Source organism: Streptomyces sp. R818 (assembly GCF_056172735.1).
Genome location: NZ_JAOCNE010000003.1, coordinates 938,498 through 959,775 on the forward strand (window position 1 = coordinate 938,498; position 21,278 = coordinate 959,775).

Annotated in this window: 18 protein-coding genes; 11 read left to right on the plus strand and 7 right to left on the minus strand. The window is 72.7% G+C overall.

All coding sequences use genetic code 11. The annotated features are described in order from the left end of the window. Nucleotides 1-93: 93 nt before the first annotated feature. The 5 genes from N5I75_RS09395 to N5I75_RS09415 all read right to left on the minus strand — a co-directional run bounded on the left by N5I75_RS09395 (nucleotide 94) and on the right by N5I75_RS09415 (nucleotide 6,480). The gene (locus N5I75_RS09395) at nucleotides 94-3,216 is read right to left on the minus strand and encodes an efflux RND transporter permease subunit (protein WP_476676194.1); all 3,123 of its coding nucleotides are present in this window, start codon (nucleotides 3,214-3,216) and stop codon (nucleotides 94-96) included. A 164-nt stretch (nucleotides 3,217-3,380) separates the two neighbouring features. Next, on the minus strand, nucleotides 3,381-4,100 hold the full coding sequence (locus tag N5I75_RS09400; RefSeq protein ID WP_476676196.1) for a response regulator: 720 nt from the start codon (nucleotides 4,098-4,100) through the stop codon (nucleotides 3,381-3,383). After that, nucleotides 4,097-5,326, minus strand: a complete 1,230-nt coding sequence (locus N5I75_RS09405; RefSeq protein WP_476676198.1) for a sensor histidine kinase — start codon at nucleotides 5,324-5,326, stop codon at nucleotides 4,097-4,099. The genes N5I75_RS09400 and N5I75_RS09405 overlap by 4 nt, the downstream gene beginning before the upstream one ends. 38 nt (nucleotides 5,327-5,364) lie before the next feature. Further along, entirely contained in the window at nucleotides 5,365-5,643 is a 279-nt protein-coding gene (gene pspAA, locus N5I75_RS09410) for a PspA-associated protein PspAA (protein WP_476676200.1), read from the minus strand. Nucleotides 5,644-5,679: 36 nt separating this feature from the next. Next, complete coding sequence (locus N5I75_RS09415) at nucleotides 5,680-6,480, minus strand: PspA/IM30 family protein (RefSeq protein ID WP_476676202.1); 801 nt, start codon at nucleotides 6,478-6,480, stop codon at nucleotides 5,680-5,682. A 246-nt stretch (nucleotides 6,481-6,726) separates the two neighbouring features. On the opposite strand from N5I75_RS09415, the gene N5I75_RS09420 reads away from it, so the two are divergent. The 3 genes from N5I75_RS09420 (at nucleotide 6,727) to N5I75_RS09430 (ending at nucleotide 9,332) form a co-directional block, all read left to right on the plus strand. After that, nucleotides 6,727-7,356: a DUF3043 domain-containing protein gene (locus N5I75_RS09420; RefSeq protein ID WP_476676204.1), complete on the plus strand. Its 630-nt coding sequence runs from the start codon at nucleotides 6,727-6,729 to the stop codon at nucleotides 7,354-7,356. Nucleotides 7,357-7,403: 47 nt separating this feature from the next. Continuing rightward, on the plus strand, nucleotides 7,404-8,147 hold the full coding sequence (locus N5I75_RS09425) for a class I SAM-dependent methyltransferase (protein ID WP_476676998.1): 744 nt from the start codon (nucleotides 7,404-7,406) through the stop codon (nucleotides 8,145-8,147). Between the two features lie 105 nt (nucleotides 8,148-8,252). After that, entirely contained in the window at nucleotides 8,253-9,332 is a 1,080-nt protein-coding gene (locus N5I75_RS09430) for a S1C family serine protease (RefSeq protein WP_476676206.1), read from the plus strand. Nucleotides 9,333-9,455: 123 nt separating this feature from the next. Here the strand turns inward: N5I75_RS09430 and N5I75_RS09435 are convergent, their stop codons facing one another. Continuing rightward, on the minus strand, nucleotides 9,456-9,680 hold the full coding sequence (locus tag N5I75_RS09435) for a hypothetical protein (RefSeq protein ID WP_476676208.1): 225 nt from the start codon (nucleotides 9,678-9,680) through the stop codon (nucleotides 9,456-9,458). A 134-nt stretch (nucleotides 9,681-9,814) separates the two neighbouring features. Between N5I75_RS09435 and N5I75_RS09440 the strand changes: the two genes are divergently transcribed. Beyond that, entirely contained in the window at nucleotides 9,815-11,020 is a 1,206-nt protein-coding gene (locus tag N5I75_RS09440) for a bifunctional adenosylcobinamide kinase/adenosylcobinamide-phosphate guanylyltransferase (RefSeq protein ID WP_476676210.1), read from the plus strand. A gap of 49 nt (nucleotides 11,021-11,069) precedes the next feature. On the opposite strand, the gene N5I75_RS09445 is transcribed toward N5I75_RS09440, so the two are convergent. Then, entirely contained in the window at nucleotides 11,070-12,128 is a 1,059-nt protein-coding gene (locus N5I75_RS09445; RefSeq protein ID WP_476676212.1) for a class I SAM-dependent methyltransferase, read from the minus strand. Nucleotides 12,129-12,306: 178 nt separating this feature from the next. Between N5I75_RS09445 and cobT the strand changes: the two genes are divergently transcribed. From cobT to N5I75_RS09480, 7 genes are all read left to right on the plus strand, one after another. Next, complete coding sequence (gene cobT, locus N5I75_RS09450; protein ID WP_476676214.1) at nucleotides 12,307-13,437, plus strand: nicotinate-nucleotide--dimethylbenzimidazole phosphoribosyltransferase; 1,131 nt, start codon at nucleotides 12,307-12,309, stop codon at nucleotides 13,435-13,437. Between the two features lie 82 nt (nucleotides 13,438-13,519). Beyond that, nucleotides 13,520-15,271 (plus strand): phosphatidylglycerol lysyltransferase domain-containing protein, encoded by a 1,752-nt coding sequence (locus N5I75_RS09455; protein ID WP_476676216.1) that lies wholly within the window; start codon nucleotides 13,520-13,522, stop codon nucleotides 15,269-15,271. Continuing rightward, the gene (locus tag N5I75_RS09460) at nucleotides 15,268-15,942 is read left to right on the plus strand and encodes a hypothetical protein (RefSeq protein ID WP_476676218.1); all 675 of its coding nucleotides are present in this window, start codon (nucleotides 15,268-15,270) and stop codon (nucleotides 15,940-15,942) included. The genes N5I75_RS09455 and N5I75_RS09460 overlap by 4 nt, the downstream gene beginning before the upstream one ends. 9 nt (nucleotides 15,943-15,951) lie before the next feature. Next, complete coding sequence (gene cobS / locus N5I75_RS09465; RefSeq protein WP_476676220.1) at nucleotides 15,952-16,719, plus strand: adenosylcobinamide-GDP ribazoletransferase; 768 nt, start codon at nucleotides 15,952-15,954, stop codon at nucleotides 16,717-16,719. 190 nt (nucleotides 16,720-16,909) lie between these two features. Continuing rightward, nucleotides 16,910-18,430 (plus strand): leucyl aminopeptidase, encoded by a 1,521-nt coding sequence (locus N5I75_RS09470; protein WP_476676222.1) that lies wholly within the window; start codon nucleotides 16,910-16,912, stop codon nucleotides 18,428-18,430. Between the two features lie 276 nt (nucleotides 18,431-18,706). Next, nucleotides 18,707-20,095, plus strand: coding sequence for a dihydrolipoyl dehydrogenase (lpdA, locus tag N5I75_RS09475; RefSeq protein ID WP_476676224.1), 1,389 nt, complete (start codon nucleotides 18,707-18,709; stop codon nucleotides 20,093-20,095). A 116-nt stretch (nucleotides 20,096-20,211) separates the two neighbouring features. Beyond that, nucleotides 20,212-21,278: biotin/lipoyl-containing protein (locus tag N5I75_RS09480; RefSeq protein WP_476676226.1), on the plus strand; the 1,067-nt coding region annotated here is incomplete at its 3' end.

Here is a 21,278-nt window from a genome sequence, read left to right on the forward strand (position 1 = left end):
CGAAAAGCCGCAGTCGCGTCTGCTCATGTACCGAGCAGACGCGACTGCGGCTTTGTCGTGGCTGGTCGCGCAGTTCCCCGCGCCCCTAGGGGGTCAGACCCCGGCCCGCTCCGACTCCGAGGGCACCGCCTGGGCAGGCACCCTCTTCGCCGCACGCTTGGTGGCCCGGCGCTCCTTGCGGAGCTCAAGCATCGCGTACAGCGTCGGCACCAACAGAAGCGTCAGCAGCGTCGAGGTGACCAGGCCGCCGATCACGACCACCGCGAGCGGCTGCGCGATGAAGCCGCCCTCGCCCGTGACCCCGAGCGCCATCGGCAGGAGCGCGAAGATCGTGGCCAGGGCCGTCATGAGGATCGGCCGGAGACGGTGACGGCCGCCCTCGACCACGGCCTCGACCACGCCGAGCCCCTGGGCCCGGTACTGGTTGATGAGGTCGATGAGCACGATCGCGTTGGTGACGACGATGCCGATGAGCATCAGCATGCCGATCATCGCGGGCACCCCCATCGCCGTACCGGTGATGACCAGCAGACCGATCGCACCGGTCGCCGCGAACGGGATGGAGACCAGCAGGATCAGCGGCTGGGCCAGCGACCGGAACGTGGCGACGAGCAGCATGAAGACGATCGCGATGGCCGCGAGCATCGCCAGGCCGAGGTTCTTGAACGCGTCGTCCTGGTCGGAGGTGACACCGCCGATCGACGCCGTCGCCCCCTCGGGCAGGTCCAGCTTGTCGATCTTCTTCTGGAGGTCGGTGCCGACCGCGCCCGTGTTGTCCCCGGTCGGCTTGGCCGTGATCGTGGCGGCGCGGGCACCGTCGATGCGGGTCATGGAGACCGGACCGTCGACCAGCCGCACCGTGGCGATGTCGCCGAGCGTCACGCCGCCCGGGCCCATCGGCAGCTTCTTCAGCTCGTCGATCGTCGTCGCCGGCTTCGCCGACTTCACGACGACGTCGCGCTCGGTGTCGTCGAGGATCGCCTTGCCGCTGGTGGTGCCGCGCACCGCCTGGGCGACGGCGGCGCCGAGCGTCGTGTCGTTGAACCCGGCCGCGGCGGCCTTGTCGTTGGCGCGGACCGAGATGCGCGGCACCGACTGCGACAGGTCGCTGTTGACGTCGGTGACGTCGTCGAGCGAGGCGACGGCCTTGCGGACCTGCTCGGACGCCTTGTCGAGGACGGATCCTTCGGCGGCCTTGACGACGACACTGAGGTCCTGGCTGCCGAAGCCGTCACCGGCGGAGATCCGCGTGGTGCCGATGCCGGACAGCTTGCCGAGCTCGCGCTCGATGCGGTCCTGCGTGTCCTCGTAGGACGCCTTGTCCTTGAGGGTGACCTGGTAGGACGCCTGGTTGGTGTCGGTGCCGCCGCCGAAGGCGGCCATGAAGCCGGACGAGCCGACGGTGACCTGGTAGTCCTCGATCTCGTCGAGGGACGTGAGCACCTTCTCGACCTTGCGCGCCGCGGCGTCGGTCGCGGCCAGGCTGGTGCCGGGCTGCATCTCCTGCTTGATGGAGAGGACTTCCTGCTCGCCCTGGTCGAAGAAGTTCGTCTTGAGCAGCGGCGCCATGCCGAACGTGCCGAGCAGGACGACGACGGCGATGAGCAGGCTCGTCGCGCGGCGCCGTGTCGCGAAGCGCAGGACCGGGACGTAGATCCGCTGGAGCCTGGAGCGCGCCTCCTTCTCCTCGGCCTTGCGGCGGGCCTCCTCCGGGTCGACGCCCTGGATCGCCTTCGGCGGGCGCAGGAACCAGTAGGAGAGGACCGGGACGACGGTCAGCGAGACGAGGAGGGAGGCGAGCAGCGCCGCCGTCACCGTCAGGGAGAACGAGCCGAACAGCTCGCCGACCATGCCGCCGACCAGACCGATGGGCAGGAAGACCGCCACGGTCGTCAGGGTCGAGGACGTGACCGCGCCCGCGACCTCGCGAACCGCCTTGAGGATGGCCTCGTGGCGCTCCTCCCCGTAGCCGAGGTGGCGCTTGATGTTCTCCAGGACGACGATCGAGTCGTCGACGACGCGGCCGATCGCGATGGTCAGCGCGCCGAGCGTGAGCATGTTGAGCGACAGGTCGCGGGTCCACAGGACGATCAGCGCGAGGACCACCGAGAGCGGGATGGAGACCGCGGTGACGAGGGTCGAGCGCACCGACGCCAGGAAGACCAGGATGACGATGACCGCGAAGAGCAGGCCGAGCGCGCCCTCGGTGGTCAGACCCGAGATGGACTTGGAGACGGCCGGGCCCTGGTCGCTGACGACCGTCAGCTCGGCGCCGGAACCGAGGTCCTTGCGGAGGTCGTCGAGCTTGTCCTCGACCGCGTCGGAGATGGTGACGGCGGAGCCGTCGTGGTCCATGGTCACGGCGACGGCGAGGCTGGGGCGGCCGTCGGTGCGGGTGATCGAGTCCGCGGTGGACTGCTCCTGCTTCACCGTCGCGATGTCGGCGAGGCGGACGGGCTTCTTCACGCCCTGACCGGTGACCATCAGGTCCTCGATCTGCTGGAGCGAGGTGAAGCCGCCGCCGACCTGGACCGTACGGTTCTTGCCGTCCTCGGCGAAGGAGCCCGCGGGCAGGGTGGCGCCGCCGGCCTGGAGGGACTGGCTGAGCGTCTGGACGTTCACGCCCGCCGCGGCCATCTTCCTGTCGTCCGGCGTGACGTTGACCTGGAGGTCGCGGACGCCGTCGACGCTGACCTGGCCGACGCCCTCGATGTCCTTGAGGGCCGGGACGACGGTCTTGTCGAGCTGGTCGGCGAGGGCCTGCTGGTCCTTGTCGGAGGTGACGGCGAGGACGACGGTCGGGATGTCGTCGGTGGAACCGGCGACGACCTGCGGGTCGACGCCGTCGGGCAGCTGCGCGCGGGCCCGGTTGACGGCCTGCTGGACGTCGGCGACGAGCTGCTTGGAGCCGCCCGCGCTGCCGTAGTCGAACTGGGCCATCACCAGCGCGTTGCCCTCGGAGGCCGTGGAGGTGACGCCGGTGATCCCGTCGACGGCGTCGATGGAGTTCTCCAGCGGCTCGACGACCTGCTTCTCCACCACGTCGGGGGACGCGCCCTGGTACGGGGCCAGGACGGAGACCATGGGCAGTTCGATGGTGGGAAGGAGCTGCTGCTTGAGCTGGGGGATCGCTATCGCGCCGAAGACGAGCGCGATGATGGACACCAGCCCGATCAGGGCACGTTGAGCGAGGCTGAATCTCGACAGCCAGGACATGGGGCGGGGTTCTCCAGGGGCGTGAGGGGTGGATGGCGGCCCTTGGCGCGGACATGCGCTCGGGCCCGCCTACACCCTCGGCCACAGGAAGGGCCCGGTTCGTCGCTCCCAGGTCCCGTTCTTACGCGGCGCCTACTGCGGCCGTAGTACGTACGGCGGTGAAGTCACTCCACCCTTGGACGGACGAGGCCCGATTCGTAGGCAATTACCACGAGTTGAGCCCGGTCCCGGGCGCCGAGTTTGGCCATGGCGCGATTCACGTGGGTCTTGACGGTGAGCGGGCTGACTTCGAGCCGCTCGGCGATCTCGTCGTTCGACAGGCCGCCCGCGACCTGGACCAGGACCTCGCGCTCGCGCACGGTGAGCGCGGCGAGCCGCTCCGCGTGGGCGCCGCCCGCGGGCGAGGCGTCGTCCGAACCGTCGCTCTGCGCGAGGAACTTGGCGATCAGGCCCTTGGTCGCGGCGGGCGAGAGCAGCGCGTCCCCGGCGGCCGCGACGCGGACGGCGCCGAGGAGCTCCTCGGGTTCGGCGCCCTTGCCGAGGAACCCGGAGGCACCGGCCCGCAGCGACTGCACCACGTACTCGTCGACCTCGAACGTCGTCAGCATCACCACGCGGACGTGCGCCAGTGCGGGGTCGGCGCTGATCTCGCGGGTCGCGGCGAGGCCGTCGGTGCCGGGCATCCGGATGTCCATGAGAACGACGTCCGGCCGCTCGGAACGGGCCAGGCGCACCGCCTCCGCGCCGTCGGACGCCTCCCCCACGACCAGCATGTCGGCCTCGGAGTCGACGAGGACCCGGAAGGCGCTGCGCAGCAGGGCCTGGTCGTCGGCGAGCAGCACCCTGATCGTCCGGGTGGCGTCGTCGGTCGTGCCGCTCGTCATGGCGTGGCATCCCCTGGTGTGGTCGTGCGGGCGTCGACCGGAAGGATCGCATGGACGCGGAAACCGCCGCCGTAGCGCGGTCCCGTGGTGAGGCGGCCGCCGAGCGCGGTGACGCGTTCGCGCATGCCGAGCAGGCCGTGGCCGCCGTTCTCGTCGAGGCGGTCGGCGGGTACGGGCTGCGCGCCGGGCCCGTTGTCGATGATCGTGATCTCCACGTCCCGGCCCACGTGCACGACGCTGACCTCGGCCTTCGCATCCGGCCCCGCGTGCTTCTGCACGTTGGTCAGCGCTTCCTGGACGACGCGGAAGGCGGCCAGGTCGACGGCCGCGTGCAGCGCCGGGGCCGACGCGGCGCGGGCCACCTCCACGGGCAGGCCCGCGTGGCGGAAGGTGGCGACGAGGTCGTCGAGCCGGTCGAGCCCTGGCGCCGGTTCGGTCGGCGCCTCCGGGTCGCCGCTCTGGCGCAGCAGGCCGACGGTGGCGCGGAGTTCGTCGAGCGCGGAGCGGCTGGCCGTACGGACGTGTGACAGCGCTTCCTTGGCCTGGTCGGGCCGCTTGTCCATGACGTGCGCGGCGACCCCGGCCTGCACGTTGACCAGGGCGATGTGGTGGGCGACGACGTCGTGCAGGTCGCGGGCGATGCGCAGCCGTTCCTCGGCGACGCGCCGTCGCGCCTCCTCCTCCCGGGTCCGCTCGGCCCGTTCGGCGCGCTCGCGTATGGCCTGGACGAAGGCGCGCCGGGAGCGGACCGCGTCGCCCGCCGCCGCGGCCATCCCGGTCCAGGCGAAGATCCCGATGTTCTCCTGCGCGTACCAGGGCAGGGGTCCTGCGAGCATGGCGATGGCGGTGAGGACGGCCATCGTGGCGAGGCCGACGCGCCAGGTGGTGGGCCGGTCGGTGGTCGCGGCGACGGTGTAGAGCGCGATGACGGCGGACATCACGACAGGCGCCCGTGGCTCGCCGGTGACGAGTTCGACGACGGAGACGGCCGAGGTCGCGCCCAGTACGTGCATGGGGGCGGCCCGCCGGAAGACGAGCGCGGCGGCGCCGAGCACCATGAGCAGCAGGCTGAGCGCCTCCGGGGTGCGGGCGCCCCAGACGTACGACCCGTCGGGGCCGTGGGGGTCGACGAAGGATCCGGCGACCATGGCGACGAGAACGCCGAGGGCGACGAGGGCGTCCAGGGCCAGGGGGTGCGCCCTGGCCCACCGTACGAGGGGGGTCACCGGGTTCACGGTAGCCGTCCCCCGTACCGCGGCGCGGGTCAGCCCGGGATCAGGCCGTCGTCGCTGAGCATGTCCCGGACCTCGTCGAGCGTCGCGTCCTCGGCGGGCAGGATCAGCTCGGAGGGTTCAAGCGCGTCGTCGGGGAGCGGGGTGCCGAGGCGGCGCACGGCGTCGAGGAGCGCGGCGAGTGTGCGCCGGAAACCGGCCTCGTCGCCGCCCTCCATCTCCTCCAGCAGTTCATCGTCCAGCTTGTTGAGCTCGGCGAAGTGGCTGTCGGCCAGCTTCACCTGGCCCTCCCCCATGATCCGTACGATCATGACGCCCTCCTCGGGCTGTTCACCGGCTGCTGTGGACTACTGCTTGTCGAAGCGCGGGGTGTCCTGCGGCTGCTGCTGCGCCTGCTGGCCCTGGCCCGCGCCGCCCTCGATCGCCTGCTGCGACGGCGAGGAGCCCCCGGCCAGCTCGGCCTTCATGCGCTGCAGCTCCAGCTCCACGTCCGTACCTCCGGAGAGGCGGTCCAGCTCGCTCTGGATGTCGTCCTTGGCGAGCCCCGACGGGTCGTCGAGGGCGCCCGAGGCGAGCAGCTCGTCGATGGCGCCGGCCCGCGCCTGGAGCTGGGCCGTCTTGTCCTCGGCGCGCTGGATCGCCATGCCGACGTCGCCCATCTCCTCGGAGATGCCGGAGAACGCCTCGCCGATCCGGGTCTGCGCCTGGGCCGCGGTGTAGGTGGCCTTGATGGTCTCCTTCTTCGTACGGAAGGCGTCCACCTTGGCCTGGAGCCGCTGGGCCGCGAGGGTGAGCTTCTCCTCCTCACCCTGGAGCGTCTGGTGCTGCGTCTGCAGGTCCGTGACCTGCTGCTGGAGCGCGGCGCGCCGGGACAGCGCCTCACGGGCGAGGTCCTCGCGGCCGAGCGCGAGCGCCTTGCGGCCCTGGTCCTCCAGCTTCGAGGACTGGCCCTGGAGCTGGTTGAGCTGCAGCTCCAGGCGCTTGCGGCTGGTCGCCACGTCGGCGACGCCGCGGCGCACCTTCTGCAGCAGCTCCAGCTGCTTCTGGTACGAGTAATCGAGGGTCTCGCGCGGGTCCTCGGCCCGGTCAAGGGCCTTGTTCGCCTTCGCGCGGAAGATCATCCCCATACGCTTCATGACACCGCTCATGGGCTTCGCGCGCCCCCTTCTGACAGATCCGACCGGCCGTTCCAGCTCCAGCACTGCGACAGAATCCACAGTACGGGTCCTGCATCTATTACCGCACTGTTCAGGTGCGGATGCGCTCATCCCCAAGGACGACTGCGTGCTGCTCCGCTCCGGCGTGAGGAGTAGGAGGGTCCCTACGGATGTGTCCCTGCGGTGCCCCTAGGGACGCACGACGTTGCCGGATCGTTCCCCACGGGCCTGTGGTCCATGCACGCCCACCGCGTACCCTTGGCTTTTGTGTTCCGTAGCCGATCCAAGGACGACAAGGCCGCTGCCGCCAAGGCCCCGGTGACCTCCTCGTCCACGCAGACCCGAGACCCGCAGGCGCCCAAGGGCCGCCCCACGCCCAAGCGCAGCGTGGCCCAGTCGCAGCGCCGCAGCGTGGCCAACACGAAGATGACGCCGAAGGAGGCCCGCTCCCGCCAGCGCGAGGAGCGCCGCACCGCGATGGAGCGCCAGCGCGCCGCGCTCGCCAGCGGTGACGAGCGTTATCTGCCGGCCCGCGACAAGGGTCCCGTGCGCAAGTACGCGCGCGACTTCGTCGACTCGCGGTTCTGCATCGCCGAGTACTTCCTGCCGATGGCGGTGATCATCCTCGTCCTGAGCATGGTCCGCGTCGGCTCGCTGCAGAACATCGCGCTGCTGCTCTGGCTGTTCGTGATCGTCGCGATCGTGATCGACTCCGCCATCACCGGCTTCCGCCTGAAGAAGAAGCTGGCGGAGAGGTTCCCGGACGAGCGCCGCAAGGGCGCGGTGGCGTACGCGCTGATGCGCACGCTGCAGATGAAGCGCCTTCGTCTGCCGAAGCCGCAGGTCAAGCGCGGGGAGCGACCCTGAGCACGGAGTCCTTCACCGGGGACGCCGCGCGCGCCTGGCAGGCGAAGCTGGGCGGTCTGCGCAATGTCGTACGGCAGGAGCTGACGGCCCGGCAGCTCGACGAGCAGATAGCCGGCCGGTTCCCCGTCGGGCAGCGGCTGCGGGTGCTCGACGTGGGGATGGGCCAGGGCACGCAGGCGCTGCGCCTGGCCAGGGCCGGGCACAAGGTGACCGGCGTCGAGCAGGACCCCGGGATGATCGCGGTGGCCCAGCAGGCGCTGGCCGCGGAGCCCGAGGGGGTGCGCGAGCGGGTACGGCTCGTCGAGGGCGACGGCCGGGAGACCGGCGTGCACTTCCTGCCCGGCAGCTTCGACGTCGTGCTCTGCCACGGCGTCCTGATGTACGTGGAGGAGCCGGACGCGCTGCTCGCGGGCCTCGCGCGGATGCTGGCCCCGGGCGGTCTGCTCTCGCTGCTCGTGCGGAACGCGGACGCGCTCGCCATGCGGCCGGGGCTCGCCGGCGACTGGGTCACGGCGCTCGGCGCCTTCGACTCGGTGAACTACCGCAACCGCCTCGGGCTCGACGTCCGGGCCGACCGGCTGGCCCGCCTGACGGACACGCTCGCCGGGATCGGCGCCCCGCTGCACGCCTGGTACGGGGTGCGGATCTTCACCGACCAGGCCGAGGACGACGCGGAGCTGCCGGACCGCGGCGAGCTGCAGACGCTGCTCGCCGCGGAGGAACGGGCGGGGCGCACGGACCCGTACCGGCGGGTGGCGGCGCTGCTGCACCTGTGCGGAGTGCGCGGCTGAGCGCCTGTCCGGCGCGCGGGGCGGGCTGCACGGCGGGAGCATGGCTGACGCCTGTTCGGCGGCGCGGGGCGGGCGCCCGGCCTGCGCGAACGTGACAATCCGGGCATGAATGCCTCTCGCGCGGCTGCGCGCCGTACTCCGCTGACCGTCGCCGTCGTGTGCGCGGCGGCTCTCGCCTCGGGTTGCTCGGGCTCCGCCTCGCAGTCCGCGTCACCGGCCGGGCCATCGATCGGATCCACCGCGCAGGCGGCACCCGCGGCGGCCGACAGCCTCCAGGACGACTACCAGCGGGTGATCAAGGACGTCCTGCCGTCGGTCGTCCAGATCCAGGCGTCGTCCGACCTCGGCTCCGGGGTCGTCTACGACGGCCAGGGGCACATCGTGACCAACGCGCACGTCGTCGGCGACGAGAAGACCTTCAAGGTCACGACGGCCAACAGCACGGAGGCGCTGACCGCGGAGCTGGTCTACGCGTACCCGGAGCAGGACCTGGCCGTCATCAAGCTGACGAAGCGTCCGGAGGGGCTGCGGGCGGCCCGGTTCGGGGACTCGGCGAAGGTGGCGGTCGGCCAGATCACCCTGGCGATGGGATCACCGCTCGGGCTCTCCTCCAGCGTTACCCAGGGCATCGTCTCGGCGACCGGCCGCACGGTGAGCGAGAGCCGGTCCGGCGGCGGTACGGGGGCGACGATCGCCAACATGGTGCAGACGTCCGCCGCGATCAACCCGGGCAACAGCGGCGGCGCCCTCGTCAACCTCTCCGGCGAGGTCATCGGCATCCCCACCCTCGCGGCGACCGACCCGGGCCTCGGCAACAGCTCGGCCCCGGGCATCGGGTTCGCGATCCCCGCGTCGATGGCGAAGACCGTCGCCGACCAGGTCATCAAGGACGGCAAGGTGACCGACTCCGGCCGCGCCGCCCTCGGCATCACCGGCCGCTCGGTCCTGGACGACGGCTACAAGCCCGCCGGGGTCGCCGTGGTGACGGTGACGAACACGGGCGGCGCCCGCGAGGCCGGCCTCGAACCCGGCGACATCATCACCCGCTTCGACGACACGGACGTCCGGACGATGCAGTCCCTCTCCGAGGCCCTGGCGGAGAAGCGGCCCGGGGACAAGGTGACGCTGACGTACCTCAGGGACGGCGCGGAGAAGAGGACCGAGGTCACGCTGACGGAAATCTGACCCGGCCTGGGGGGGCTGCTGCGAAGCCGCACCCCCCAGGGGCGCGGGGAACTGCGCGCCCAGCCACGACGAGACCCGAGGCCGGGCTCCCACCCGGGCGGGGCAGGGCCCGGCCCGCGCCCGCTACTCCTGCGGAGCACCCGCCTCGGCGTGCAGGCTCATCGGCCCATAGATCACCGCGTTGTCCTCGGACAACGTGACCTGATCCGCACCGCCCTCGGCCAGCGCCTTCCAGTGCTCGCCGATCCAGGACTCGGCATCACCCTGGGTCGTGAACTCCTCCGGCTGCACCGCCGGAGGCACCTCCGTGCCGTCGGACTTCTCGAACCGCCACGTCCATGCCGCCATGTCAGCCTCCCGGTACCGGATGTCCGATGTCGTGCTCTGTGTCCTGCTGTCCTGCTGCCCTGCTGCCCTGCTGTGATGTCCCTGGAAGCGTAGCCGGGCGCGCGGCCCGTGCGGGGGCGCGGGAAGATCTTCTCGTGGAACTGACTCTGCTCGGCACCGGAGCCCCCGAAGGACTGCCCCGCCCCGACTGCCCCTGCGCGGCCTGCGCGACCGCGCTCGGGCCCCGCGCCCGCGCGGCGACGGCGCTGCTCGTCGACGGGGTGCTGCTGCTCGACCTGACGCCGGGTGCCGCGTTCGCCGCGGCCCGCGCCGGGCACAGTCTGGGCGGCGTACGGCAGGTGCTGCTCTCGCATCCGCACGACGGGCCCGCGGTCGAGGTCCCGGCGGGCCTGCCGCAGCCGGCCCGGGTGCCGGACGGGCGGGAGCTGGCGCTGCTGACCGGGCACCGGGTGCGGGCGCTCGCCCTGGACGCGCCCGGCACCGGGTACGAGGTGGCGGGGCCCGAGGGCGAGCGGGTGCTCTATCTGCCGCCGGGTGCCGCGCCCGCGGGGCTCGCGGAGGCGCGGAACCCGTACGAGATGGTCGTCCTGGACGTGAACGGGCGGCCGGACGCGCTGGCGCGGCTGCGGGCCGCGGGGGCGATCGGGGCCATCACCGATGTCGTCGCCGTACATGTGGACCACGACGTGCCGCCCGGCCCCGAGCTGGACCGGCGGCTCGCCGCCGCGGGCGCGCGGGCCGTGCCGGACGGGACGACCCTGCTCGTCGGCGCGTACGAGAGCGTGCCCGACGTGCCGCGCAGGACACTGGTCCTCGGCGGCGCCCGGTCGGGGAAGTCGGTGGAGGCGGAGCGGCGTCTGGCCGCCTTCCCCGACGTGCTGTACGTGGCGACCGGCGGCACCCGGGGCGGGGACACGGAATGGGCCCAGCGCGTCGCCGTGCACCGGGAGCGGCGCCCGGGGTCGTGGCGGACCGCCGAGACCTGCGACCTCCTTCCACTCCTCGCCGACGCGGGCGATCCGGCGCCGCTCCTCGTGGACTGCCTGTCGCTGTGGCTGACGCACGTCATGGACGAGGTCGGGGCGTGGGACGACGCCGAGTGGGCGGGCGGCGGCGAGAAGGCGCTGCGCGCGCGGGTGGCCGAGCTGGTCGAGGGGGTGCGGCGGACCCGGCGCACCGTCGTCGCCGTCTCGAACGAGGTCGGCTCCGGGATCGTGCCCGCGACCGCGTCCGGGCGCCGCTACCGGGACGAACTGGGCCGGCTCAACGCCGCGTTCGCGGGCGAGTGCGAGCAGGTGCTGCTCGTCGTCGCGGGCCAGGCGCTCCCGTTGCGCGGCTGAGCGCCCGTTGCGGGGCGGGCGCTAACGTCGCGCGGCTGAGCGCGCTCCCTCACGGGTTGCGGCGGGCGATGATCCGGTACGCGTTCGAGAAGCGGGTGCGGCTGACCAGCGGGGCGAGCACCGCGTCGGCGGCGTAGCAGGCGACGAAGGCGGGGGCCGCCACGTAGACGAGGACCTGGCGCAGGCGGCGCCGGAAGCGGCCCGGAGGCTTGCGCCACGGGTCGTCGCGGTCGGGCAGGCAGTGGCCGAGGAGCAGGGCGCAGGCGGCCGACAGGTCGAGCGGGATGTGCGGCTCGCGGCGGTCGACGGCGACGACCGTGAAGCCGAGGGCGCGCAGCTCGGTGCGGAGGTTGCGGAGCGGGATGAAGTGCAGGTGCTGGGGCTGGAAGTACGGCACCCACCATTTGCGCAGCAGTTTCGCGTAGCGGCTCTCGGGGTCGGGCACCTCGATGAGGAGGTGGCCGCCGGGGCGCAGGACGCGGTGGGCGGCCTTGAGCTCCTCGCGGGGTTCGAGGGCGTGCTCCAGGTGGTGGAACATCGTCATGGCGTCGTAGCGGCCGGCGAGCCGGGGCGCGAGGTCGGTGAGGAGACCGCGGTGGGCCCGCTGGATGTGGCCGCGTCTGCGGCCCTCCTCGACGGCCGGGCCGACGTCGAGGCCGTCGAACGCGGTGTAGGGCATGACCCGGCGGGCGACGGCGGGGAAGTGGGCGCGGCCGGTGCCGACGTCCAGCCAGCTCTCGGGCTCGATGTACTTGCGCAGGGCGCGGGCCGCGCGCAGGTGGCGCTTGGCGGAGCTCTGCGGGCCGAAGATTTTCTCCGCCTGGTTCGCGTAGAGGCCGTCGTAGAAGTCGCGGTAGTAGAAGGCGAGGCCCTCGGCGGTGAGGCGGGGGTTCTGGAAGGAGTGGCCGCACACCTCGCACTGATCGACGGTGAAGGTGCCGGGCTTGTGCTGGAGCAGGTCGGTGGTGCGCAGCCGCGTGCGCAGGCGGGTGGAGCCGCACCAGGGGCAGTCGGGGCGCGGCGCCTCGTGGAAGTGCTCGGTGCCCTCGGCGAGTTCGGTGAGATAGGCCGGGCGGCGGGCGGCCACGGCCTGCGCGGTGCGGGACATGTCTGCGTCAACTCCCGGTACGACAATCCGATGTAAAGGTGAACGTAAGTGATGATCTGTCACCACGCAATGACGCTGCGCAGTCGGTGCGTCGCCTGACGTGATCATGGACGCGAGGCCGCCGGGACCTGGGGGACACCACGGGTCCCGGGCGGAATCGGCCGGTACTGTTCGGCGAATGAGCTCGCTGAATCTCGACGACTTCACCGACCTGATCGAGCGCCCCGACGGCGGTACCCGCCGCGACGCCGAGGAGCGCAGGGCCCGGTTCGCCGTGCCGCCGGGCGCCCTCGGCCGCCTCGACGAACTGGGCGAGTGGCTCAGCGCCGCGCAAGGGTCGGTGCCGGTGCGGCCGGTCGCGCGGCCCCGCGTGCTCCTCTTCGCCGGTGACCACGGGATCGCGGAGCTCGGCGTCTCGAAGCGGGCCGCGGGCAGCGCCGCCGCCCTGGTCCGCGAGGCCGTCGAGGGCGCGAGCGCGGGCGCGGTCCTGGCCCGGCGGCTCGGCGTCGGCGTCCGCATCGTCGACATGGCGCTCGACTGCGAGCCGGACGAACTCCCCGCGGACGTCGTGAGCCACCGGGTGCGGCGCGGCTCCGGGCGCATCGACACCGAGGACGCGCTGACCCTGGACGAGGCCGAGCAGGCGTTCCGCGCGGGCATGGCGCTCGCCGACGAGGAGGCCGACTCGGGGACGGACCTGGTGGTGCTCGGCGACCTCAGTGTCGGCGGCACCACGGCGGCGGCCACGCTCGTCGCCGCGCTGTGCGGCACCGACGCCTCCGTCGTCACCGGGCGCGGCGGCGACCCCATCGACGACCTGGCCTGGATGCGCAAGTGCGCGGCGGTGCGGGACGCGCTGCGCCGGGCGCGCCCGGTCCTGGGCGACCAGCTGCAGCTCCTCGCCACGGTCGGCGGCGCGGACCTCGCCGCCGCCACCGGCTTCCTGCTCCAGTCCGCGGTGCGCCGGATGCCGGTGATCCTGGACGGTGTCGTGTCGGCGGCCTGCGCCCTGGTCGGCCAGCGCGTCGCGTTCCGCGCCCCGGACTGGTGGCTGGCGGCGCACACGAGCGGCGAGCCCGCCCAGGCCAAGGCGCTCGACCGGATGGCGATGGACCCGTTGCTCGACCAGGGTGTCCGCCTCGGCGGCGGTACCGGCGGGCTGCTCGCGCTGCCCCTGGTCCAGTCGGCGGCGGCGCTCGCGGCGGAGCTGCCGGAGGCGGAGCAGCCGAAGGCCGACGACGACGCGAACGACACCGACGGCGCGGACGGCTCGGACGGCTCGGACTTCGGGGAGGGCGCGGGCGCCTAGGAGGGCGAGCGCCCCGGGGTCGGCGGCGACGCCGACCCCAAATCACCCATAACTCCACCAAAACGCCCATATGCTCACAGGCATGGGCGTCACCGGAGAGCCACAGGGCAGCACCAGCACACCGATCTCACGGCGCGCCGCGCGGTTCACCGACTGGTACCTCCGCCTGGTCACGTCCCTCAATCTGCTGAGCGCCGTCTGGTTCTCGTTCGGGCAGGACCTGCGGCGCCACAACGCGGAGAACTACTTCACCCCGTACCTGCTCGCGGCGGGGTTCTCCTCCGCGGTCGTCGCCTGGTTCCTGGCGGTCACGATGCGGCGGCGCAAGCGCGCGGCCTGGATCCTCAACCTGGTCCTGAGCGGTCTGTTCCTGCCGCTGTTCGGCTGCGTCATGTGTCTTCCCGAGGTCCGGCAGTACGCGCAGAACTGGATCTCGTTCGCGCTGACCGCCGCGTTCGTGGCCGCCCTGCTCCTGGGCCGCCGCGAGTTCCGCGCGAAGGGCGACCGCTCGAACCCGAGGCTCGCGGCGGCCGTCGCGGGCTGCGGCCTGCTCGCCACCTCGCTCTGCGCCGCGTTCCTGGTCACCCTCACCGACGACGGCCACGGCTCGACCTTCCTGGAGCGCTGGCGCTACGGCACCCTGCGCCTCGTCTCGGTCGCCGTCGACGACTCCCGCCACCCGGGCATCACCACGCCGCACTGGGTCGACGTCGTCATCAACGTCCTCTCCACCGCCTTGCTGGTCGCCGTCGTCCACGCGGCCTTCCGCTCCCGCCGCGCCGTCGACCCCCTCTCCCCCGAGGACGAGTCGCGGCTGCGCGCCCTGCTCGACAAGGGCGGCGCCCGCGACTCGCTCGGCTACTTCGCTCTGCGCCGCGAGAAGAGCGTCGTCTGGTCCCCGACCGGCAAGGCGGCGGTCACGTACCGGGTGCTCGGCGGCGTCTCCCTGGCCTCCGGCGACCCGATCGGCGATCCGGAGGCGTGGCCCGGCGCCATCGCGGCCTGGCTCGCCGAGGCGCGCGCGCACGGCTGGCTGCCCGCCGTGATGGGCGCGAGCGAGGAGGCGGGCACGATCTACGCGCGCCACGGCCTCGACGCCCTCGAACTCGGCGACGAGGCCGTCGTGGAGACCGCGGGCTTCTCCCTGGAGGGCCGGGCGATGCGCACCGTCCGCCAGGCCCACAACCGGGTCGGGCGCGCGGGCTACACGGTCCGCGTCCGCCGCCACGAGGACATCCCGGCCGCCGAGATGTCGTACCTCCTGAAGCGCGCCGACGCCTGGCGCGACGGGGCCGCCGAGCGCGGCTTCTCGATGGCGCTCGGCCGCCTCGGCGACCCGGCCGACGGACGGTGCGTGATGCTCGAATGCACGGACGCGCGCGGCGAGTTGAGAGCAGTGCTCTCGTTCGTGCCCTGGGGCGCCGCCGGACTCTCCCTCGACCTGATGCGCCGTGACCGGGGTGCCGGCAACGGCCTCATGGAGTTCATGGTCATCGAACTCCTGCGCCGCGCCCCGGTGATCGGCATCACTCAGGTCTCGCTGAACTTCGCCATGTTCCGCTCGGTCTTCGAACGCGGCGCGCGACTCGGCGCGGGCCCGGTGCTCCGCCTGTGGCGCGCGCTGCTCAGCTTCTTCTCCCGGTGGTGGCAGATCGAATCGCTGTACCGCGCCAACGCCAAGTACCGGCCCGCGTGGGAACCCCGCTTCCTGCTCTTCGAGAAGAGCGCCGACCTGCCGCGCATCGGCCTCGCCTCGGCCCGCGCCGAGGGCTTCCTCGACGTCCCCGCCCTCCCCGCGCTGCGCCGCCGCCCCCGCCTTGAGCACCCCGGATGACCGCCTTCCGCGCGCGGGCCCACAGGGAGTGGGGGCCGCTCCTCACCCTCGTACGCGCACGGCTGCTGACCCACCGATGGCGGTCGATCCCGCTGACGACGGCATCCCTGTGCCTGACGGCGACGTTCCAGTACGCGCAGCACCATCCGTGGGGCTACCGGCTGATCCAGGACATCGGCTCGGTCCGCGCCGGCGACCCCTTCCGGCTCGCCCTGCTCCGCACGCCGCTCTCCCTCTTCGTCCCGGCGCTCGACCTGCCCGTCTGGGGCGCGCTCGCGCAGATCCTCGTCGTGTTCGGCATCTCCGAACTGTGCCTCGGCCGCCGCCGCACCCTCGCCCTCGCCTACGCGGCCACGCTCGCCGGCACCCTCTACGCGCGGCTCGGCGTCGCGCTCGGCCCGGACGCCCCGCTCGGCCTGCCCGCGTCCGAGGCGCGGGTCGTGGACAACGGCCCGTCGGCGGCGGTGGTCGGGCTCGCGGTCTACGTGTGCTGGCGCCACCGGGCGCGCTGGACGGCCGCCCTCGTCGTCGCCCTGATGCTGATCGAGTGCCTGGTCGAGCCCAACCTGGCGGGCAAGGAGCACCTGGCCGCGATCGCGGCCACGCTCGCCCTGTGCGGCGCCACGGCGCTGCGGGACCGGCCCGCCGTCCGCCGGTACGCCCCGGGATAACCTCCCCCGGTGTCCGCAACAAGCTCCCGCGCCGCCCTCGCCGACGGCATACGTTTCGCCTTCGGCACCCTCACCGTGCTGCCCGTCACCGTCACCCGCTGGGACCGTGACGCCGCCCGCGTCGGCATGGTGTGCGCCCCGCTGGCCGGCCTGGTCGTCGGGCTCGCGGCGGCGGCGCTCGGCGGGGCGCTGACCTTCCTCGGCGCGGGCGCGCTCCTCGCGGCGGTCGCCTCCGTCGCGGTCCCGGCGGTCCTCACCCGGGGCCTGCACCTGGACGGCCTCGCGGACGTCGCCGACGGCCTGGGCAGCGGAAAGCCCGCGGCGCAGGCGTTGACGATCATGAAGCAGTCGGACATCGGCCCGTTCGGCGTCGTGACCCTGGTCCTGACCCTGCTCGCCCAGGTCGCGGTCCTGGCCCAGCTCTACGCGGACTCCTGGTTCCGCGGCGCCGTCGCGGTCGCCCTCTCCGCCGTGACCGCCCGCCTGGCCCTGACCTTCGCCTCCCGCACCGGAGTCCCGGCGGCCCGCCCGGAGGGCCTGGGCGCGGCGGTCGCCGAAACGGTGGCGCCACGTACCGCGCTGTTGACGGGCGCGGTGATCGCCCTCCTGGCAGCCCCGCTCTCGAAGGGGGCGACCCCCGCCGTCGTCCTGGGCTGCGGCGCGGCCGAGTTGCTGCTGCGCAGGTGCGTCCGCAGGTTCGGCGGGGTGACGGGGGACGTGTTCGGAGCGGTGGCGGAGACGGCGGCGACAGTGACGCTGCTGGTCATGGTTTTCTGACGGCCCGCGACACCGTGGCGCTCACGTCACAAACCGAGCCCCGCCAAATCAAGCCCCTCCGGCGTTTGAGGAGCGGGGTCCGGGGCGGAGCCCCGAGACGGCCACCTCAACGGGGCGGCACGAAGAACACCGGCGTAGGCTCGCACAGGGCCACCCAAACCCCGCAACACGAAAGAGGGACCTCACCACAGTGACTGCTCTGACTCTCAGCACCGCCGCGGCCAGCGGCCTGCGCGCCGACGCCATCGTCGTCGGCGTCGCCAAGGGCGAGAAGGGCCTGGTCGTCGCGCCCGGCGCGGAGGCCGTGGACAAGGCGTACGACGGCAAGCTCGCCTCCGTCCTGGAGACCCTCGGCGCCGCGGGCGGCGAGGGCGAGGTGACCAAGCTCCCCGCGCCTTCCGGCTTCAAGGCGCCGGTCGTGCTGGCGGTCGGTCTTGGCCCGCTCCCCGAAGAGGACGAGGTCTTCGACGCGGAGTCGCTGCGCCGCGCCGCCGGTGTCGCCGCCCGCACCCTCGCGGGTGCGAAGAAGGCCGCGTTCGCGCTGCCGGTCGAGGACGCCGAGGACGCCGGTGCGATCGCCGAGGGCGCGCTCCTCGGCGCGTACTCCTTCGACGCCTACAAGGAGTCGGCGAAGGACGCGAAGAACGCCAAGGCGCCTCTCGCCGAGGTGGCCCTGCTCGGCACCAAGCCGCGCGACAAGGCGTACAAGGCCGAGATCGAGCGCGCGACCGCGCTCGGCGAGGAGCTGAACCGCGCCCGCGACCTGATCAACACCCCGCCGAACGACCTCAACCCCGAGGCCTTCGCCGCCGTCGCGCAGGCGGCCGGCAAGGAGCACGGCATCAAGGTGCAGGTCCTCGACGAGAAGGCCCTCGTCAAGGGCGGCTACGGCGGCATCCTCGGCGTCGGCGCCGGTTCCGCGTCCGGCCCTCGTCTGGTGAAGCTCTCGTACACGAGCTCCAAGGCGGACAAGCACCTCGCCTTCGTCGGCAAGGGCATCACGTACGACTCGGGCGGCATCTCGCTGAAGCCGGCCGGGCACAACGAGACGATGAAGTGCGACATGGCCGGCGCCGCCGCCGTGTTCGCCGCCGTCGTCACCGCGGCCCGCCTCAAGCTCCAGGTCAACGTCACCGGCTGGCTGGCGCTCGCCGAGAACATGCCGTCCGGCTCCGCCACCCGCCCCGGTGACGTCCTTCGCATGTACTCCGGCAAGACCGTCGAGGTCCTCAACACGGACGCCGAGGGCCGTCTGGTCCTGGCCGACGCCATCGCCAAGGCCTCCGAGGACCAGCCGGACGCGATCGTCGACGTGGCGACGCTGACCGGCGCCATGGTGCTCGCGCTCGGCAGCCGCACCTACGGGATCATGTCCAACGACGAGGCGTTCCGTACGGAGATCCACGAGATCGCCGAGGAGGTCGGCGAGCCGTCGTGGCCGATGCCGCTCCCCTCGCACCTGCGCAAGGGCATGGACTCGCCGACCGCCGACATCGCCAACATGGGCGAGCGGATGGGCGGCGGCCTGGTCGCCGGTCTCTTCCTCCAGGAGTTCGTCGGCGAGGGCATCACGTGGGCCCACCTCGACGTCGCGGGCCCGGCCTTCAACGAGGGCGGCCCGTTCGGTTACACGCCCAAGGGCGGCACCGGTTCGGCGGTCCGTACGCTGGTCCGCCTCGCGGAGCGCACGGCCGCGGGCGACCTCGGCTGACCCCGCGTCTCCACTGGTGACAGCCCCGGGCGGAGCCGCCCGGGGCTGTTCGCTTTCGACGAACAAGCGGGCTCGACCCGCATCTGTCACACCCGCCCGCGGTGTAACCGGGGTCTCAGTGACCGGCCCGACGTCCCGCATGCCTGCGACAAGTGCGAGGATGGGGGGCGGCAGGACAGGGCCCCCACCACAGGGCCGAAGAACGAGCGGCCGAACACCAGCCGCCGCGCGGTCATCGGAGACCGGCGTACGGCGCACATGCATGGAGGACGTGACGTGGCGAACGACGCCAGCACCGTTTTCGACCTAGTGATCCTCGGCGGTGGCAGCGGCGGTTACGCCGCGGCTCTGCGTGCCTCGCAGCTGGGTCTCGACGTCGCCCTGATCGAGAAGGGCAAGGTCGGCGGCACCTGCCTGCACAACGGCTGCATCCCGACGAAGGCCCTGCTGCACGCGGGCGAGATCGCCGACCAGGCCCGCGAGAGCGAGCAGTTCGGCGTCAAGGCGACCTTCGAGGGCATCGACATCGAGGCCGTCCACAAGTACAAGGACGACGTCATCTCGGGCCTGTACAAGGGCCTGCAGGGGCTGATCGCCTCGCGCAAGGTGACGTACATCGAGGGTGAGGGCAAGCTCTCCTCCCCGACCTCCGTGGACGTGAACGGCCAGCGTGTCCAGGGCCGCCACGTGCTCCTCGCGACCGGCTCCGTGCCGAAGTCGCTGCCGGGCCTGGAGATCGACGGCAACCGCATCATCTCCTCGGACCACGCGCTGAAGCTGGACCGCGTCCCGAAGTCGGCGATCGTGCTCGGCGGCGGCGTCATCGGCGTCGAGTTCGCCTCGGCGTGGAAGTCCTTCGGCACCGACGTCACGATCGTCGAGGGCCTCAAGCACCTCGTGCCGGTCGAGGACGAGAACAGCTCGAAGCTCCTTGAGCGCGCGTTCCGCAAGCGCGGCATCAAGTTCAACCTCGGCACCTTCTTCGACAAGGCCGAGTACACGCAGGACGGCGTCCGCGTGACCCTGGCCGACGGCAAGACCTTCGAGGCCGAGGTGCTGCTCGTCGCCATCGGCCGCGGCCCGGTCTCGCAGGGCCTCGGCTACGAGGAGCAGGGCGTCGCGATGGACCGCGGCTACGTCCTCGTCGACGAGTACATGCGCACCAACGTCGAGACGATCTCGGCCGTCGGTGACCTCGTGCCCACGCTCCAGCTCGCGCACGTCGGCTTCGCCGAGGGCATCCTGGTGGCGGAGCGTCTCGCCGGTCTCAAGACCGTCCCGATCGACTACGACGGCGTGCCCCGGGTGACGTACTGCCACCCCGAGGTCGCCTCCGTCGGCATCACCGAGGCCAAGGCCAAGGAGATCTACGGTGCGGACAAGGTCGTCGCTCTGAAGTACAACCTTGCGGGCAACGGCAAGTCCAAGATCCTGAAGACCGCGGGCGAGATCAAGCTCGTGCAGGTCAAGGACGGTGCCGTGGTCGGCGTCCACATGGTCGGCGACCGTATGGGCGAGCAGGTCGGCGAAGCCCAGCTGATCTACAACTGGGAGGCGCTGCCCGCCGAGGTCGCCCAGCTGATCCACGCCCACCCGACGCAGAACGAGGCGATGGGCGAGGCCCACCTGGCGCTCGCCGGCAAGCCGCTGCACTCGCACGACTGAGCGCGGCGCCAGCCACCACGCCACTGCGTCGCGAAAACTGGGCGCGACGACCGACCGACACAGACTTCCGCACCACGGCATCCGTGGTTGCGCATCGTTAAGGAGCAACAGAAACCATGGCGGTTTCCGTATCCCTTCCGGCGCTCGGTGAGAGCGTCACCGAGGGCACTGTCACCCGCTGGCTGAAGGCCGAGGGCGAGCGCGTCGAGGTCGACGAGCCGCTGCTCGAGGTGTCGACCGACAAGGTCGACACCGAGATCCCCTCGCCCGCCGCCGGCGTCCTGGCCTCCATCAAGGTCGCCGAGGACGAGACCGTCGAGGTCGGCGCCGAGCTGGCCGTCATCGACGACGGCTCCGGCGCCCCGGCGCAGGAGCAGGCCCCGGCCGCCGAGCCGGCGCAGCCCGCCGAGGCCGCGCCGTCCACCGAGGCCGAGACCCCCGCCCCGGCCCCGACCCCCGAGGCGACGGCCGGTTCCGGCTCCGCCGAGGGCACCGACGTGACGCTGCCCGCCCTGGGCGAGTCCGTCACCGAGGGCACCGTCACCCGCTGGCTGAAGGAGGTCGGCGAGGAGGTCGCGGAGGACGAGCCCCTCCTCGAGGTCTCCACGGACAAGGTCGACACCGAGATCCCCTCCCCCGTCGCCGGTGTGCTCCTGGAGATCACCGTCGCCGAGGACGAGACCGCCGAGGTCGGCGCCAAGCTCGCCGTCATCGGTGCGCCCGGTGCCGCTCCGGCCGCCGCCCCCGCGCAGCCCGCGGCCCCCGCCCAGGAGGCCCCGGCCCCGCAGCAGGCCGCCCCGGCTCAGCAGGCTCCGGCGCAGGAGGCTCCCGCCGCTCCGGCGCCGCAGGCCCCCTCGGCCCCGGCCCCGCAGCAGCAGACCGCCCCGGCGCCCGACCCGGCCCCGTCGCAGCCCGCCCCGGCCCCGGCCCCCGCGCCGGCTTCGCAGCAGGCCGCCCCGGCCAAGCAGGCTCCCGCGCCCGCCCCGGCGGACGACGGTGCCTACGTGACGCCGCTGGTGCGCAAGCTCGCCGCCGAGAACAACGTGGACCTGTCCACGGTCAAGGGCTCCGGTGTCGGCGGCCGCATCCGCAAGCAGGACGTCACGGCCGCCGCCGAGGCCGCCAAGGCGCAGCAGGCCCCGGCCGCCGCCCCGGCCGCCTCCTCCGCGCCGAAGACGCCTCC